This is a genomic window from Microbacterium sp. 71-36 (genome assembly GCF_001898305.1).
Classification (GTDB): domain Bacteria; phylum Actinomycetota; class Actinomycetes; order Actinomycetales; family Microbacteriaceae; genus Microbacterium.
This window is the reverse complement of sequence record NZ_MKTP01000004.1, coordinates 262,438-277,733: the sequence shown is the minus strand read 5'-3', so window position 1 is coordinate 277,733 and position 15,296 is coordinate 262,438. Positions and strand designations below refer to the sequence as shown.

The 15,296-nt window shown below is 69.8% G+C and carries 15 protein-coding genes; 13 read left to right on the top strand and 2 right to left on the bottom strand.

From position 1 onward, the window contains the following. The first annotated feature begins 40 nt into the window (after nucleotides 1-40). The gene (gene sfnG, locus BGO45_RS12790; protein WP_292694827.1) at nucleotides 41-1,174 is read left to right on the top strand and encodes a dimethylsulfone monooxygenase SfnG; all 1,134 of its coding nucleotides are present in this window, start codon (nucleotides 41-43) and stop codon (nucleotides 1,172-1,174) included. 82 nt (nucleotides 1,175-1,256) lie between these two features. Here the strand turns inward: sfnG and BGO45_RS12785 are convergent, their stop codons facing one another. After that, nucleotides 1,257-2,159: a LysR family transcriptional regulator gene (locus BGO45_RS12785; RefSeq protein WP_292694825.1), complete on the bottom strand. Its 903-nt coding sequence runs from the start codon at nucleotides 2,157-2,159 to the stop codon at nucleotides 1,257-1,259. A 104-nt stretch (nucleotides 2,160-2,263) separates the two neighbouring features. On the opposite strand from BGO45_RS12785, the gene BGO45_RS12780 reads away from it, so the two are divergent. The 6 genes from BGO45_RS12780 to BGO45_RS12755 all read left to right on the top strand — a co-directional run bounded on the left by BGO45_RS12780 (nucleotide 2,264) and on the right by BGO45_RS12755 (nucleotide 10,083). Beyond that, nucleotides 2,264-3,622 carry an MFS transporter gene (locus tag BGO45_RS12780; RefSeq protein ID WP_292694823.1) on the top strand — a complete coding sequence of 453 codons (1,359 nt, stop codon included), beginning with the start codon at nucleotides 2,264-2,266 and terminating at the stop codon, nucleotides 3,620-3,622. A 5-nt stretch (nucleotides 3,623-3,627) separates the two neighbouring features. After that, a complete protein-coding gene (locus BGO45_RS12775) occupies nucleotides 3,628-4,377 on the top strand; it encodes a 3-hydroxybutyrate dehydrogenase (protein WP_292694821.1) in 750 nt (249 codons plus the stop codon). Between the two features lie 197 nt (nucleotides 4,378-4,574). After that, entirely contained in the window at nucleotides 4,575-6,206 is a 1,632-nt protein-coding gene (locus BGO45_RS12770) for an ABC transporter substrate-binding protein (protein ID WP_292694819.1), read from the top strand. A 67-nt stretch (nucleotides 6,207-6,273) separates the two neighbouring features. Then, nucleotides 6,274-7,347 (top strand): ABC transporter permease, encoded by a 1,074-nt coding sequence (locus BGO45_RS12765; RefSeq protein ID WP_292694818.1) that lies wholly within the window; start codon nucleotides 6,274-6,276, stop codon nucleotides 7,345-7,347. A 1-nt stretch (nucleotide 7,348) separates the two neighbouring features. Next, the gene (locus BGO45_RS12760; protein WP_292694817.1) at nucleotides 7,349-8,395 is read left to right on the top strand and encodes an ABC transporter permease; all 1,047 of its coding nucleotides are present in this window, start codon (nucleotides 7,349-7,351) and stop codon (nucleotides 8,393-8,395) included. Next, the gene (locus BGO45_RS12755; RefSeq protein ID WP_292694815.1) at nucleotides 8,392-10,083 is read left to right on the top strand and encodes an ABC transporter ATP-binding protein; all 1,692 of its coding nucleotides are present in this window, start codon (nucleotides 8,392-8,394) and stop codon (nucleotides 10,081-10,083) included. Before BGO45_RS12760 ends, BGO45_RS12755 begins: the two co-directional genes overlap by 4 nt. A 190-nt stretch (nucleotides 10,084-10,273) precedes the next feature. Here BGO45_RS12755 and BGO45_RS12750 read toward each other — a convergent pair whose 3' ends face one another. Continuing rightward, entirely contained in the window at nucleotides 10,274-11,362 is a 1,089-nt protein-coding gene (locus BGO45_RS12750; RefSeq protein ID WP_292694813.1) for a hypothetical protein, read from the bottom strand. Nucleotides 11,363-11,540: 178 nt separating this feature from the next. Here BGO45_RS12750 and rpsF point away from each other — a divergent pair, with 178 nt between their 5' ends. The 6 genes from rpsF (at nucleotide 11,541) to BGO45_RS12720 (ending at nucleotide 15,248) form a co-directional block, all read left to right on the top strand. Continuing rightward, nucleotides 11,541-11,933 carry a 30S ribosomal protein S6 gene (gene rpsF, locus BGO45_RS12745; protein ID WP_022879872.1) on the top strand — a complete coding sequence of 131 codons (393 nt, stop codon included), beginning with the start codon at nucleotides 11,541-11,543 and terminating at the stop codon, nucleotides 11,931-11,933. Between the two features lie 5 nt (nucleotides 11,934-11,938). Next, nucleotides 11,939-12,448, top strand: coding sequence for a single-stranded DNA-binding protein (locus BGO45_RS12740; RefSeq protein ID WP_076492801.1), 510 nt, complete (start codon nucleotides 11,939-11,941; stop codon nucleotides 12,446-12,448). 101 nt (nucleotides 12,449-12,549) lie between these two features. Further along, a complete protein-coding gene (gene rpsR, locus BGO45_RS12735; RefSeq protein WP_013584646.1) occupies nucleotides 12,550-12,804 on the top strand; it encodes a 30S ribosomal protein S18 in 255 nt (84 codons plus the stop codon). A gap of 10 nt (nucleotides 12,805-12,814) precedes the next feature. Then, complete coding sequence (rplI, locus tag BGO45_RS12730; protein ID WP_022879874.1) at nucleotides 12,815-13,267, top strand: 50S ribosomal protein L9; 453 nt, start codon at nucleotides 12,815-12,817, stop codon at nucleotides 13,265-13,267. A 231-nt stretch (nucleotides 13,268-13,498) separates the two neighbouring features. Next, nucleotides 13,499-14,824 (top strand): amidohydrolase family protein, encoded by a 1,326-nt coding sequence (locus BGO45_RS12725; protein ID WP_292694806.1) that lies wholly within the window; start codon nucleotides 13,499-13,501, stop codon nucleotides 14,822-14,824. Then, complete coding sequence (locus tag BGO45_RS12720; RefSeq protein ID WP_292694805.1) at nucleotides 14,817-15,248, top strand: cupin domain-containing protein; 432 nt, start codon at nucleotides 14,817-14,819, stop codon at nucleotides 15,246-15,248. Before BGO45_RS12725 ends, BGO45_RS12720 begins: the two co-directional genes overlap by 8 nt. Nucleotides 15,249-15,296 lie beyond the last annotated feature (48 nt).

Below are 15,296 nucleotides of genomic sequence, written 5' to 3'. Positions count from 1 at the left end.
GTGCGACCGTAGCCGGGTTCCGATCCGCGAGGAGAACCCCATGACCGACATCGCCCCCACGCACGAGCCCCTGAAGTTCGCCTACTGGGTCCCCAATGTCAGCGGCGGCCTGGTGATCAGCTCCATCGAGCAGCGCACCGACTGGGGCCTCGACTACAACGTCGAACTCGCCCGCACGGCCGAGCGCGTCGGATTCGAGTACGCCCTGAGCCAGGTGCGGTACGCCTCCAGCTACGGCGCCGCGCAGCAGCACGAGTCGACGTCGATCAGCCTGGCGCTGCTGCTGGCCACCGAGAAGCTCAAGGTCATCTCGGCCATCCACCCCGGGATCTGGCATCCGGCCGTCCTGGCGAAGTTCATCAACACCGCCGACCAGTTCTCGCACGGCCGCGCCGCCGTGAACGTCGTCAGCGGCTGGTTCAAAGACGAGTACACCGACCTGGGACTCGAGTGGCTCGAGCACGACGAGCGGTACGAACGTGCGGCGGAGTTCATCCAGGTCCTGCGCGGACTGTGGACGCAGGAGAGGTTCTCGTTCCACGGCAAGTACTACGACATCACCGACTTCACGCTGCGGCCGTTCCCGTACGAGGTGCCGGGGCGCGCGCACCCCGACATCTTCCAGGGCGGCAACTCCACGGCTGCGCGGTTCAACGGCGGCGCCTACGCCGACTGGTACTTCTCCAACGGCAAGGACTTCGACGGGTTCACCGAGCAGTACGACGACGTCACCCGGATCGCCGCCGAACACGGCCGCCGCACGCGCTTCGGTCTCAACGGATTCGTGATCCAGCGCGACAGCCGCGCCGCGGCGGAGGAGCAGCTCCGCGAGATCATCGCACACGCCGACGACGGCGCGGTCGAGGGCTTCCGCAAGAGCGTTCAGGAGGCCGGCAACGCCACCGCCGACAAGAAAGGCATGTGGGCCGACTCGACGTTCGACGATCTCGTGCAGTACAACGACGGCTTCCGCACGCGGCTCTTCGGGGATGCCGAGCAGATCGCGGAGCGCATCATCGAGTACAAGAAGCGCGGCGTCGACCTGTTCCTGCTCGGCTTCCTCCACTTCCAGGAGGAACTCGAGCGGTTCGGCGAGACCGTCATCCCGATCGTGCGCGAACTCGAGGCCGACCTCGCCCGCACCGGCGACCCGATCGGCGTCGCGCGGGGCTGACGCTCCGGTCGAGTGTCCAGAACACGCCGTGTCGTCGGGCGCCATGCGGCGTGTCTTGGACACTCGACGACGACCGAAGCGTCTATGCCCCGTCGAGCATGGACTGGGCGCGAGCGGTCTGCGCGCGCAGCGCCTCCGCCAACGCCGCCACCGCGGGGATCCGGAGGGAATCCGCGCGCACGATCATCCAGTACGACAGCCTCTCCGCCACGAGCGAGGGCAGGAGCCGCACCAGATCCGGATGCCGGTCGGCGGCGAAACAGGGAAGCATGCCGATTCCGGCACCTACGCGTGTCGCCTCCACATGGACGAACACGTTGGTCGAGGTGACGCCGTCGCGCATGCGCGGGACGAGCCGTCGGGGCAGGTCGAGCGCCTCCACCTGCAGCATCGAGTCGACGAAGTACACGAGCCGATGCTGCTCGAGCTCGGCGAGATCGCGCGGGGTGCCCTCGCGCTCGAGGTACGCGCGGGAGGCGTACATGCCGAGCGTGTAGGTGCCGAGGCGGGTCGCGGTCCCGCGCGACGACGGCGGCTCCCCGACCACGACCTCGAGGTCGAGCCCTGGGCGGTGGAGTGCCGCCCTCCGCTGCGTCGCCACGATCTCGACGGTGAGCTCCGGATGCCGCTGACGCAACGCGGCGATCGCGGGAGCCGCGACGTAGGCGCTGAAGCCGTCGGTGGCCGACATGCGCACGACACCCGAGACGGGATCCGGCTCCTCTCCCCCGCCGGACAGCCGCGACATCGCCGCCTCGATGCGTCCGGCCGTCTCGACCGCGTGCTTTCCGAGCGCCGTGAGCTCCCACCCGCGGCCCGAGGCGGCCACGACCCTCCCGCCCAGCGCGTCCTCAAGGGCGGCGATGCGGCGGGCCACGGTCGTGTGGTCGACACCGCGCACCTGCGCGGCAGCGGTGTAGCGGCCGGTACGGGCGACCGCGAGCAGCATCAGGAGGTCGTCGGCGCGGACGTTCGTGGCATCCATGTGTGCAATTCTGCACACGCGACCCGCAGGTCTGGGCATTGCCGCAAAACCGACCGCACCGCAGACTCGTCCCCGGATGTCACCGTCGACACCGAAGGAGCAGCATGGAATCCCCCGCCACCGCGCAACGCAGCGCCTCCCCCGAAATCTCGACCAGCAAGATCCGCCGCGTCGTCGCCGCCTCGATGGCCGGCACCGTCGTCGAGTGGTACGAGTTCTTCCTCTACGCCACGGCCGCGAGCCTGGTGTTCGGCACGTTCTTCTTCCCGTCGTCGGGTTCGCCCCTCGACGGGATCATCGCCGCGTTCGTCACCTACGCCGTCGGCTTCGTCGCCCGCCCCCTGGGCGGCATCGTCTTCGGCCAGATCGGCGACCGGTTCGGCCGCAAGCCCACCCTGCAGGCGACGATCATCATCGTCGGCGCCGCGACGTTCCTGATGGGATGCCTCCCCGGCTTCGCCTCCGTCGGCTACTGGGCGCCCGCGATGCTGGTGGCCCTGCGCTTCATCCAGGGCTTCGCGGTCGGCGGTGAGTGGGGCGGCGCCGTCCTGCTCGTCGCGGAGCAGAGCCCGAACCGCTCGCGCGCGTTCTGGGCGAGCTGGCCGCAGGCCGCCGTGCCCGTGGGCAACCTGCTGGCCACGACCGTCCTGCTGGTGATGTCGTTCATCCTGTCCCCGGCCGCGTTCCTCGACTGGGGCTGGCGTGTCGCCTTCTGGCTCTCGGCCGTGATCGTGCTGGTCGGCTTCTACATCCGCACGCAGGTCGAGGAGGCGCCGATCTTCCTCGAGGCGAAGAAGCAGGTCGAGCAGGAGAAGGCGACGTCGTTCGGGGTCGTCGAGGTGCTGCGCCGCTACCCGAAGGGCGTCGTCCAGGCGATGGGCGTCCGCTTCGCGGAGAACATCGTCTACTACATCGTCGTCAGCTTCTCGATCGTGTACCTGAAGGTGGTGCACTCGTACGACACGAGTCAGCTGCTCCTCGCGCTGCTGATCGCGCACATCATCCATTTCGCCGTGATCCCCCCGATCGGGCGCCTCGCCGACCGCATCGGCCGGAAGCCCGTGTACCTCACTGGCGCGATCCTCAGCGCGACCTGGGCGTTCTTCGCCTTCCCGATGTTCGACACGCTGAACCCCGTCGTCATCGTCGCCGCCGTGGCGCTGGGCCTGGTGTTCCACGCCGGCATGTACGCGCCGCAGCCGGCGGTCATGGCCGAGCTGTTCCCGACGCGCATGCGCTACTCGGGCGTCTCGCTCGGAGCCCAGGTCACCGCGATCCTCGCGGGTTCGCTCGCACCGATCCTGGCGACGCAGTGGCTGAAGGACTTCGGTTCGTGGCTGCCGATCGCGCTGTACATCGTGGCGGCCTGCGTGCTGACCTCGATCGCCGTACTGTCGCTCAAGGAGACGCGGGGCATCTCGCTCCGCGACATCGACGCCGCCGACGCCGCGCGGGGGAAGTAGGAACCATGCGTATCGACCTCAGCGGGCGTCGCGCCCTCGTCACCGGCGGTGCCAGCGGCATCGGTGCGGCGATCGCGCGGGCGTTCGCCGAGGCCGGGGCCACGGTGACGGTCGCCGATCTCAACGCCGAGGGCGCGGAAGCCCTCGCCGCCGAGATCGGCGGCCGCGCGTGGGCGGTCGATCTGTCCGACACCGCGGCACTGGCCGACCTGAGCCTCGACGTCGACATCCTCGTCAACAACGCCGGCATCCAGCACGTGAGCCCGATCGAGGAGTTCGCTCCCGAGCGCTTCTCGTTCATGCTGCGGCTGATGCTCGAGGCCCCGTTCCTGCTCATCCGTGCGGCACTCCCGGGGATGTACGAGCGTGGCTTCGGCCGCGTGCTCAACGTGTCCAGCGTGCACGGTATACGCGCATCGGCATATAAGTCGGCATACGTCACCGCGAAGCATGGACTCGAGGGTCTGTCGAAGACCACGGCGCTCGAGGGCGGCCCGCGCGGGGTCACGAGCGTGTGCATCGACCCCGGGTACGTGCGGTCGCCGCTCGTCGAGAAGCAGCTCGCGGACCAGGCGCGGGCGCATGGCATCCCGGAGTCCGAAGTGCTCGAGACGGTGCTCCTGAAGGACGCCGCGATCAAGAGGCTCGTCGAGCCGTCCGAGGTCGCGTCGCTCGCGCTGTGGCTCGCGGGTCCGGATGCCGCGATGGTCACCGGCACGAGCTACGTCATGGACGGCGGCTGGTCGGCGCACTGAGGGTGGGGGGAGCGCGCCGCCGGGAGCGCTCTCGCCCGGAACATATCCGACGCCCCATCACGGGAACCGGAGAATCTTCGAAGTTTCGTTATCGTAAAAAGACAGGCCAATAGTTGGCGACTGGCCTGCCGACGACAAAGATGTCCGAAGGACTGCGGCATCTGTCGCGATCGACACTTCACAGCAGAGGTAACTCAATGACACTGCACAACAGTGGTCGGGGCCGTCTGGGCCTCGCTCTCGGCGCCTTCGGCGTCTCGGCACTCGTCCTCGCAGGCTGCTCGGCCGGCGGGGGAGACAACGGCTCCGACAGCGGCTCGGGCGACCCGCTGGTCGTCGGCACGACCGACAAGATCAGCTCCATCGACCCGGCCGGCTCGTACGACAACGGCTCGTTCGCCGTGATGAACCAGGTCTACCCGTTCCTCCTCAACAGCCAGTACGGCACGTCGGACGTCACGCCCGACATCGCCGAGTCGGCCGAGTTCACCTCGCCGACCGAGTACACGGTCAAGCTGAAGTCGGGCCTGAAGTTCGCCAACGGCCACGACCTCACCTCCTCCGACGTGAAGTTCTCGTTCGACCGTCAGGTGAAGATCGCCGACCCCAACGGCCCCTCGTCGCTGCTCGGCAACCTCGACAGCGTCGCGACGCCCGACGACACCACCGTCGTGTTCACGCTGAAGAACGGCAACGACCAGATCTGGCCGCAGATCCTGTCGAGCCCCGCGGCTCCCATCGTCGATGAAGAGGTCTTCTCGGCCGACGCCGTGACGCCCGACGACACGATCGTCGAGGGCAAGGCGTTCGCCGGCCAGTACACGATCGAGTCGTACAAGCTGAACGAGCTCATCTCGTACGCGCCCTACGCCGACTACCAGGGTTCGCTGCCCAAGCCCGAGAACAGCGGCATCTCGGCGAAGTATTACGCCGACGCCTCGAACCTCAAGCTCGACGTGCAGTCGGGTGCGATCGACGTCGCGTTCCGCAGCCTGAGCGCCACCGACATCGCCGACCTGTCGTCGAACGACGCGGTGAAGGTCGTCGACGGCCCCGGTGGCGAGATCCGCTACATCGTCTTCAACTTCGACACGATGCCGTTCGGCGCGAAGACCCCCGAGGCCGACGCCGCCAAGTCGCTCGCCGTGCGTCAGGCCGCGGCCGACCTCGTCGACCGCCAGGCGATCGCGACCGACGTGTACAAGGACACCTACTCGCCGCTGTACTCCTACGTTCCGCAGGGTCTCGCCGGCGCCAACGAGTCGCTGAAGGGTCTCTACGGCGACGGCAGCGGCAAGCCCGACGCGGCGAAGGCCAAGGCGACCCTCGAGGCCGCCGGCGTCCAGACGCCCGTCACGCTGAACCTGCAGTACAACGGCGACCACTACGGCCCCTCGTCGGGTGACGAGTACGCCGCCGTCAAGGCGCAGCTCGAGAAGGACGGCCTGTTCACCGTCAACCTCGCGCAGACCGAGTGGGTGCAGTACACCAAGGACCGCGTCGCCGACGTGTACCCCGCCTACCAGCTCGGCTGGTTCCCGGACTACTCGGATGCCGACAACTACCTGACCCCGTTCTTCACGGCGGACAACTTCCTCGGCAACCACTACGACAACGCCGAGGTCCAGAAGATGCTCGCCGACCAGGCCACGCAGACCGACAAGGCCACGCGTGAGCAGGAGATCGGCGACATCCAGGACGCGGTGGCGGCCGACCTCTCCACGCTGCCGCTGCTCCAGGGCAAGCAGGTCGCGGTCGTCGGCTCGAGCGTGGAGGGTGCCGTCCTCGACGGATCCTTCAAGTTCCGCTACGCCCCGCTGCACAAGTAATCGACGGGCGGGTGCCCGGTCCCTCGCGGGGCCGGGCACCCGCCGCGTTCCTCCTCGTTAGGTACCCATGGCCACCGCCGTCGACGCCCCCGTCATCGCCGCGCCCGTCGCCCCGAAGGGCGGCGGCCTCTGGCGCTACATCCTCATCCGACTCCTGCTGATCATCCCGACGGTCTTCATCCTCGTGACCGTCGTGTTCCTGCTCATGCGGGTCACGGGCGACCCGATCACCGCCGCCCTCGGCGGACGCCTCCCTCCCGAGCAGCTGGCGCAGCGCATCGCCGAGGCAGGGTACGACCGTCCGCTGTACATCCAGTACTTCGAGTACATCGGCGGCATCCTGCGCGGGGACTTCGGCACGACGATCACCGACAACCGTCCCGTCCTCAGCATCCTGCTGCAGTACGGCTCGGCCACCCTCGAGCTGGCGATCTACGCGCTGATCGTGGCCCTGCTGATCGGCATCCCGTTCGGCCTCCTCGCCGCCTACCGCCGCGACCGCTGGCCCGACGCGGTGCTGCGCATCGGCGCGATCCTCGGCTACGCCACCCCGATCTTCTTCGTCGGCCTCCTGCTCAAGCTCGTCTTCTCGGTGTGGCTGAGCGTGCTGCCCGTCGCCGGTCGCGCGAGCACGCGCACCGAGCTGAAGCTCCAGGGCCTCGACAACCCCAGCGGCATCTACCTCCTGGATGCCATCCGCCTCGGCGACGGCGCCGCGGTGGGGGACGTGCTGACCCACGCGATCCTGCCGGGCCTGGCCCTCGGCATCCTGACCGCCGGGATCTTCCTGCGGCTCGTCCGCACCAACGTCATCGGCACGCTCGGCGCGCAGTACGTCACGTCGGCGCGGTCGCGCGGCGTGGGGGAGTACCGCCTGGTCACCAAGCACGCCTATCGCCCGGCGCTCATCCCGATCATCACGGTCATCGGTCTGCAGATCGCCCTGCTGCTCTCGGGCGCGGTGCTGACCGAGACCACGTTCGAGTGGAAGGGCCTCGGCTTCATGCTCAGCGAGTACCTGAAGGCGCGCGACTTCGTCGCCGTGCAGGGCATCGTCGTCATGATCGCCGTGCTGGTGGCCTTCACGAACTTCCTCGTCGACGTCATCGCGGCGATCATCGACCCGCGAGTGAGGTACTGACATGACGGATGCCACGGCCCCCGCGGCCCTGACCGCGCGCAAGGTTCCGCTGCGCGACCGCCTGCCGGTCATCTCGCACCTGCGCCGCAGCGTCGGCCTCCAGCGCACCATGCTCGTGATCGGTCTCGTGATCACCTCCGTGTTCGTGCTGACGGCCGTGCTCGCGCCGGTCCTCGCGCCCTACGGCTTCTCGCAGCAGGAGGCGGGCGGCACGAAATTCGGCACGCAGCAGGCTCCGAACGCCATGAACCTCCTCGGCACGACGGTCGGCGGGTACGACGTGCTCTCCCGCGTGATCTGGGGTGCGCAGACGGCGCTGCTGGTGATCCTGTGCGCGATCGCCTTCTCGATCTTCCTCGGCATCTTCCTGGGCCTGGTCAGCGGCTACTTCGGCGGCTGGATCGACCGTGTCCTGGTGGTCCTCTGCGACGCGATCTACGCGTTCCCGTCGCTGCTGCTCGCCATCGTGATGTCGATCGCGATCACGAAGGGACAGTCGACGCTGTGGGGCGGCATCCTCGCCACCGCCATCTCGATCACGGTCGTCTTCGTGCCGCAGTACTTCCGCGTGATCCGCGCCGAGGTGGTGCGCGTGAAGGCCGAACCGTTCGTCGAGTCGGCCCGCGTGATCGGTGTGCCGACCGCGCGCATCCTGCTGCGTCACGTGCTGCGCAACTCCACGCGCTCGCTCCCGGTCGTCGTGACGCTCAACGCCTCGGAGGCGCTGCTGACCCTCGCGGGCCTCGGCTTCCTCGGCTTCGGCATCGAGGCCACCGCGGCGGCCGAGTGGGGCTACGACCTCAACCGCTCGGTCAGCGACGTCACCAGCGGCATCTGGTGGACCGCCATCCCGCCGGGCGTCGCGATCGTGCTCGCCGTGCTCGGCATCACGCTCGTCGGCGAGAGCCTCAACGACCTCAGCGACCCGCGGCTGCGCACGCGCCGCCGGGCGCGGAACGCCCCCGCGCCGCTCCCGCCCGCGGCCCCGGCGACCGTCGCCCCCGCCGGGTCCCCGGCATCCACCCCTTCCGACGGGAGTCCCGCATGACCGGCACCGCCGAGTCCGTCGCCCGTATCGACGATCTCCGGGTCGCGTTCGCCACCGACGGCGAGCCCGTCGCCGCCATCAACGGCATCTCGCTCGAAGCCCACGCCGGCGAGGTCCTCGCCATCGTGGGCGAGTCGGGGTCGGGCAAGACCGTGACCGCCAACACGCTGCTGGGGCTGCTGCCCGAGACCGCGACCCTGTCGGGCGCCGTGATCGTCCGCGGCCGCGAGGGCGAGGAAACCGACATCGTGCACGCGACGCACGCGCAGCTGCGGGCGATGCGCGGGCGCGACGCCGCGATGGTGTTCCAGGAGCCGTCGACGGCGTTGAACCCCGTCTACACCGTCGGTTGGCAGATCGCCGAGGGCCTCCGCGCGCACGAGAAGCTGTCGAAGTCCGAGGCGAAGGCCAAGGCCGTCGACATCCTGCGCCGGGTCGGCATCCCCGATCCCGAGAAGCGCGTCGACGACTACCCGCACCAGTTCTCGGGCGGACAGAAGCAGCGCGTGGTGATCGCCATGGCGCTGGTGCTCGACGCCGGGCTCATCATCGCCGACGAGCCGACCACGGCGCTCGACGTCACCGTGCAGGCCGAGATCCTCGACCTGCTGCGCACGTGCCGCGACGAGTTCGGCGCGACGATCGTGCTCATCACCCACAACATGGGCGTGGTCGCCGACCTCGCCGACCGCGTCGTGGTGATGTACCGCGGCGACATCGTCGAGCAGGCGCCCGTGCGCGAGCTGTTCGCCGCGCCCCAGCAGCAGTACACGCGCGAGCTGCTCGCCGCCGTGCCGCACGTCGGCCGCGGCAAGAGCGCGCAGCAGTCGCTCGACACCCCGGCCCCGACCGCGCCGCCCGAGGGCAGCCTGGTCGTGGCCGAGAAGGTCGAGATCGGATACCCGGGGCGCTTCGGTTCGCCCGGCGTCATCGCCGTGAAGGGCGTCGACTTCTGGATCGGTCCCGGCGAGGTGCTGGGCCTGGTGGGGGAGTCGGGCTCGGGCAAGACCACGATCGGCCGCGCGATGGTGGGACTCACCTCCGTCGTCGGCGGGTCGCTGAAGGTGCTCGGCACCGAGATGCGCGGTGCGAAGCCCCGCACGCTGGCGAAGACGCGCCCCGACATCGGGTTCGTCTTCCAGGACCCGGCGACGAGCTTCAACCCGCTCCTGACCATCGCCGAGTGCATCGCCGAGCCGCTCCTCGTGCACGGGCGCGCGTCGGGCGCCCGTGCCGCGCGGGCGCGCGTGGACGAGCTCCTGGATGCCGTGCAGCTGCCGACCGCGTTCGGCGACCGGTACCCGCACGAGCTGTCGGGCGGCCAACGCCAGCGTGCCTCGCTGGCCCGCGCGCTCGCGCTCGACCCGAAGCTGCTGATCGCGGACGAGCCGACCTCGGCGCTGGACGTGTCGGTGCAGGCGCGGGTGCTGCAGCTCTTCGCCGAACTGCAGCGCGAGTTCGGCTTCGCGTGCCTCTTCATCAGCCACGACCTCGCGGTCGTCGATGAGGTGGCCGACCGCATCGTGGTGCTCCGCCAGGGCGTGATCCGCGAGCAGGGCACGACGGTGCAGGTGCTCACGGAGCCCCGCGACGACTACACGAAGCGGCTGCTGGCATCCCTCCCGGTGCCGGACCCGGTCGCGCAGGAGTCCCGCCGCGAGCTGTGGCGGTCGACGCGCGGGGTGTGAGGCCCCCGCCCGGGCGAAACTCCTGAGTTTTCGCGGGTACGCCCGTCGTTCCGGGCGGTTCGGCGCGGTGCGGTGACGAAAGTCAGGAGTTTCGCGCGTCCCGCGCTCCGGACCGCTGGCCGCTGGGTGCCGCCGACCGGCCGCCACGGCGCCGATCACGGCCCGAAGCTCCGGAGCGCGGAACCGCCGCTCAGCGCAGGAAGATGTCCGACACCACGGAGAACAGCCACCAGCCGATCGCCAGCACCGCGATCACGCCGCCGATCCACGAGAAGCCACGGCGCAGCCGGCGGCCCTCGGGCGCGACGCCGGCGGGCGGGGGAGTGAGCAGCGGAATCCCGGATGCCACGGGGGCGGCGGCCGCGGGCAACCGTTCGTCGCGCCACCGCGCCCACTGGCCGAGCTTCTCGTCGATGGCATCCACCGTTCCGAAGATCCACTCCCACGTCGCCGGGTCGGTGGTCGACAGCTCGCGCCGCGCGTAGAGGAAGAGGCGGTCGTCGACGATCTCGACGTCGAGGGCCGCAGCGTTGTCGATGAACCGCGCCATCACGTCGGGCGTGAAGAGGTACAGGGCGTCGCGCTCGTAGCCCTTCGGGCAGTACAGCGCGAAGTGCTGGTCGAAGTCGCCCTCGAGGCTCAGGCGCTGGTCGCGGGAGAACATCGCCGGCAGGTTCGACACCCCGAACAGCCCGTTGTTGCCCACGGCATCCAGGACGATGTGGGGGAGCGGGGTGTCCAGCCGCAGCTCGACGTACGCCCACTTGTGCGTCTGCTCGTTCTTCCCCGACCCGGTCTTGTACGTGTAGTTGCCGACCTCGACCCAGCGGGGACGCGGGCCGTGGACGACATCGGTGGCCTCGCGGGAGTGGCCCTCGCTGAAGATCATGCCGGGCAGGGCGGGGTTCGGGACCGTCGGGAACCACGTCATCCCGTTCGCCGCGGCGAAGTGCGCGATCCGGTAGCGGCGCGTCGCCCGCCCGCGGAACATCACGATCAGCGCGTACGCGATCACCGCGATCACGGCGACGAAGAAGAGGAGGAAGCCGATGCCGATCGGGTTCGGACGGCCCTCGTCGGCGAACAGCCCGAAGCTCACGACGGCCGCCATCAGCGACGCGGAGACGAGCAGGATGCCACCGACGACGACGAAACCGATGGTCGTGACGACGACGCTGGTGAGCTTCCCCTCGCGGCGCAGCTGCGCGGTGAACTGCCGCACCTCCGCGCGGGAGACCGGTTGCGTCAGGGCGGAGGTGTCCAGCGTCGTGCCGCTCATGGCCCCACGCTACCGAGCGCGGCGCCGAAGCTCGATTCCCGCTGCGGGGTGGCATCCGTTAGACTATGAAGGTTGTCTGGCGACGCCCATGCGCGTGTAAGTCCGAGACGACGTGCACCACACCCTCCTGCTGCCGGGAAATGCCCGTCAGCCGTTCTAGTCCGAAGGAGGTGGGTTAGTGACGCACCAGTACGAACTCATGGTCATCTTCGACCCCGAGATCGACGAGCGCCAGGTCGCTCCGAAGCTCGACGGGTTCCTCAAGGTCATCACCAACGATGGGGGAACCATCGAGAAGGTGGATGTCTGGGGACGCCGCCGTCTGGCCTACGAGATCAAGAAGAAGAACGAGGGCATCTACGCCGTCGTCGACTTCACCGCCACGAGCGAGGCCACGCAGGAGCTCGACCGCCAGCTGAAGCTGAGCGAGCAGATCATGCGTACCAAGGTCCTCCGTGCGGAAGAGGCCATCGCGCAGGTCGCCGCCGAGGCGAAGCGCTCCGAGGAGAAGGCCGCCCGCAAGGCTGCCGCTCCCCGCAAGGTCGAGTCCGCCGAGAAGGCTGCGAAGTAACGACGATGGCCGGCGAAACCGTCATCACCGTCGTGGGGAACCTCACGGCCGACCCGGAGCTGCGCTACACGCAGAACGGTCTGCCCGTGGCGAACTTCACCATCGCGTCGACCCCCCGCACGTTCGACCGTCAGGCGAACGAGTGGAAGGACGGCGAGGCGCTCTTCCTGCGCGCCTCGGTGTGGCGCGAATTCGCCGAACATGTCGCCGGATCGCTGACGAAGGGGTCCCGCGTCATCGCGACCGGTCGCCTGAAGCAGCGCTCGTACCAGGACCGCGAGGGCAACAACCGCACCTCGATCGAGCTGGAGGTCGACGAGATCGGCCCCTCGCTCCGCTACGCGACCGCTCAGGTCACCCGCGCTGCCTCTTCGGGCGGCGGCGGTGGCGGCGGCGGACGCCCGCAGGTGCAGCAGTCGAACGACGAGCCGTGGTCGACCCCCGGGTCGAACCAGGGCGGCGGCGCCGACGCGTGGAGCACTCCCGGTTCCTACGGAGACGACACCCCGTTCTGATCTCGCTACGCCTCACGGCGTGACGAACCCCAACATTCCGGATGCCGAGCCCGGGCGACGCGAAAGCCCCCGGCATCCGAATCCACACGAAAGAAGGAAGCATGGCTGGAAAGGCCACTGGCGACCGCCGCAAGCCGCGGAAGGGCGCGAAGAACGCCGCCCCCGCGAAGGCGATCCGCGTCGGCGTCATCGACTACAAGGACGTCGCAACCCTCCGCAAGTTCATCTCGGAGCGCGGGAAGATCCGCGCCCGTCGTATCACCGGTGTCTCCGTGCAGGAGCAGCGCCTGATCGCCCGCGCCATCAAGAACGCGCGCGAGATGGCTCTCCTGCCCTACGCCGGCGCCGGCCGCTAAGGAGCACCCGATGGCAAAGCTGATTCTCACGAATGAGGTCACCGGGCTCGGTAGCGCCGGTGACGTTGTCGAGGTCAAGAACGGGTACGCCCGCAACTACCTCATCCCGCAGGGCTTCGCCGTGGCCTGGAGCCGCGGTGGCGAGAAGCAGGTCGCGTCGATCCGCGCCGCTCGCGAGTCCCGCGCGATCCACGACCACGAAGAGGCCGTGGCCCTGAAGAACACGCTCGAGTCGAACACCGTCAAGCTGGCCGTCAAGGCCGGTGCCGAGGGTCGTCTCTTCGGTTCCGTCAAGACGGGCGACGTCGCCGACGCGGTCAAGGCCGCCGGTCTCGGTGAGCTCGACAAGCGCAAGATCCAGATCACCTCGGCGATCAAGTCGGTGGGCGAGCACGAGGCGACCGTTCGCCTCCGCGACGACCTCACCGCCGTGATCACCCTCCAGGTGGTCGCCGCGAAGTAATTCGCGTCTGAGAACGGCCCCGGTCCCGCTTCGGCGGACCGGGGCCGTTCTGCGTTCGCGGGCGGGGGCTGGGGCCGGGGCGGCGGTTGCGGGTTTGGGGCGCGCTCTGTGCTTTGGGGCGTGAATTGTGCGCCCCAGAGCACGGAATCCGCCCCGAACCGTGAGGAGACCGGCGCACCGCCCGGTGCCCACGACACGCGGCCGTCACACCGCGTCCCTAGGCTGAACGGCATGACCGTCGATCGCGCACCCGAGCGCCCGCGGGTCGTGCTGTATTCGGCATCCCTCGTCGTCCCGATCACCGCTCCGCCCATCGTCGACGGGGCGATCGCCGTCGCCGGCGGCCGCATCCGCCACGTCGGCGACCGCGAGTGGGTGCGGCACGAGCTGCGCCAGCGCGGCGTGGACTTCGACGAGGTGCACTGGCCCGGCATCCTGACCCCCGGCCTCGTGAACGCGCACTCGCATCTGCAGTACACGGGCATGGCCGAGGTCGGGCGCGGGTCGTACGCCGGGTTCGAGGAGTGGGCCGCGGCGTTCGAGCCGGTCTACGAGTCGGGGTTGGATTGGGCGGCGGATGCCAGGGCGGGCGCGGCGCAGATGATCGCCGCCGGCACGACCGCGGTGGCCGACATCGTTACCGACGTCGAGGCCGCCTCGGCGCTGCACGATGCACGGCTGCACGGCATCACCTACTGGGAGGTGATGAGCTGGACCAACGCCGCGTGGGCCGAGCGGGGGAGGGCCGAGGTCGAGGCGCGGCTGGATGCGCTGCCGTCGCCGCCGGGCACCGGACTGTCGCCGCACGCCCCGTACTCGCTCGACGTCGAGCCGCTGCTGGAGATCCCCGACATCGTGCGGGAGCGGGGGAGCCGCCTGCACATCCACCTCGGCGAGGCGGCGTTCGAACGCGAGCAGGGCGAGGCGCTGCCGTGGCGCGAGCGGCGTCCGGCGAGCTTCCAGGCACTGCGCGACGAGGGCTTCGGCACGGGGGCGACGGAGTTCGTCGACGAGCTCGGCGTGCTCGGACCCGACTGTCACATCGCCCACGGCGTGTACATGACGGCCCGCGACCGGTCGATTCTGCGGCAGCGGGGGACCACCGTGGCCCTGTGTCCGCGGTCGAACGCCGTGATCGGTCTCGACGAGCCGCCCGTGGCCGCATACCTCGTCGAGGGCAACGCGCTCGCCGTCGGCACCGACTCGCTGTCGTCGTCGCCGTCGCTGGATCTGCTGTCCGATGTCGCGGCGCTGCACCGCCTCGCGCGGGCGCAGGGCTATGCCCACCGCGACCTGTCGGCGCTGCTGCTGCGCGCGGCGACGCTCGGGGGCGCCCACGCGATGGGACTCGACACCGGCCCGCAGCGCACGGGATACCTCGCCGTCGGCGCCGTGGCCGACCTCGCGTTCTTCGACGGCGACGTGGCCGCGCCCGACGACATGATCGAGCACCTCGTGGTCGACGGCGCCGGGCGCGCGGCCGCGACCCTCATCGACGGCGAGGTGCGCTTCGCATCCGCCGTCTTCGCCCGAGAGACCGGAGTGTCCCGTGACTGACGACCGTCCCATCACCGCCCGACTGCTCGACCTCGCGCAGCACCCCGAGGGCGGCTGGTTCCGGCGCATGTGGACGGGGACGTACGCGGTCGACACCCCCGCGGGCGCGCGTCCCGCGGCGACGCTGATCCACTACCTGCTGACCCCCGGCGAGCACAGCGCGTGGCACGTCGTGACGAGCGACGAGGTGTGGCTGTGGCACGGTCCGGGGCGCCTCGCGCTGTCGTTCGGCGGCGACGGGCCTTCCCCCGAGCTGACGGAGACGGTGGTGCTCGGCACCGACCTGGCCGCGGGGGAGCGGCTGCAGGCCACCGTCCCCGCCGGCGTCTGGCAGTCGGCGCGGCTCGTCGACGATGCCGAAGCCGTGGTGAGCTGCCTCGTGTCGCCCGGGTTCAGCTTCGAGGACTGGCGCCTGGCCGACTGAGGTCGGTGCGCCGCGCGCGGCGGCGGCTGCGCGCGCACGCGCGGCGAG

Bases quoted from the DNA above. Each gene is read 5' to 3' on its own strand.
- sfnG (WP_292694827.1), top strand. From the start codon at position 41: ATGACCGACATCGCCCCCACGCACGAGCCCCTGAAGTTCGCCTACTGG.
- BGO45_RS12785 (WP_292694825.1), bottom strand. From the start codon at position 2,159: ATGGATGCCACGAACGTCCGCGCCGACGACCTCCTGATGCTGCTCGCG.
- BGO45_RS12780 (WP_292694823.1), top strand. From the start codon at position 2,264: ATGGAATCCCCCGCCACCGCGCAACGCAGCGCCTCCCCCGAAATCTCG.
- BGO45_RS12775 (WP_292694821.1), top strand. From the start codon at position 3,628: ATGCGTATCGACCTCAGCGGGCGTCGCGCCCTCGTCACCGGCGGTGCC.
- BGO45_RS12770 (WP_292694819.1), top strand. From the start codon at position 4,575: ATGACACTGCACAACAGTGGTCGGGGCCGTCTGGGCCTCGCTCTCGGC.
- BGO45_RS12765 (WP_292694818.1), top strand. From the start codon at position 6,274: ATGGCCACCGCCGTCGACGCCCCCGTCATCGCCGCGCCCGTCGCCCCG.
- BGO45_RS12760 (WP_292694817.1), top strand. From the start codon at position 7,349: ATGACGGATGCCACGGCCCCCGCGGCCCTGACCGCGCGCAAGGTTCCG.
- BGO45_RS12755 (WP_292694815.1), top strand. From the start codon at position 8,392: ATGACCGGCACCGCCGAGTCCGTCGCCCGTATCGACGATCTCCGGGTC.
- BGO45_RS12750 (WP_292694813.1), bottom strand. From the start codon at position 11,362: ATGAGCGGCACGACGCTGGACACCTCCGCCCTGACGCAACCGGTCTCC.
- BGO45_RS12740 (WP_076492801.1), top strand. From the start codon at position 11,939: ATGGCCGGCGAAACCGTCATCACCGTCGTGGGGAACCTCACGGCCGAC.
- rpsR (WP_013584646.1), top strand. From the start codon at position 12,550: ATGGCTGGAAAGGCCACTGGCGACCGCCGCAAGCCGCGGAAGGGCGCG.
- rplI (WP_022879874.1), top strand. From the start codon at position 12,815: ATGGCAAAGCTGATTCTCACGAATGAGGTCACCGGGCTCGGTAGCGCC.
- BGO45_RS12725 (WP_292694806.1), top strand. From the start codon at position 13,499: ATGACCGTCGATCGCGCACCCGAGCGCCCGCGGGTCGTGCTGTATTCG.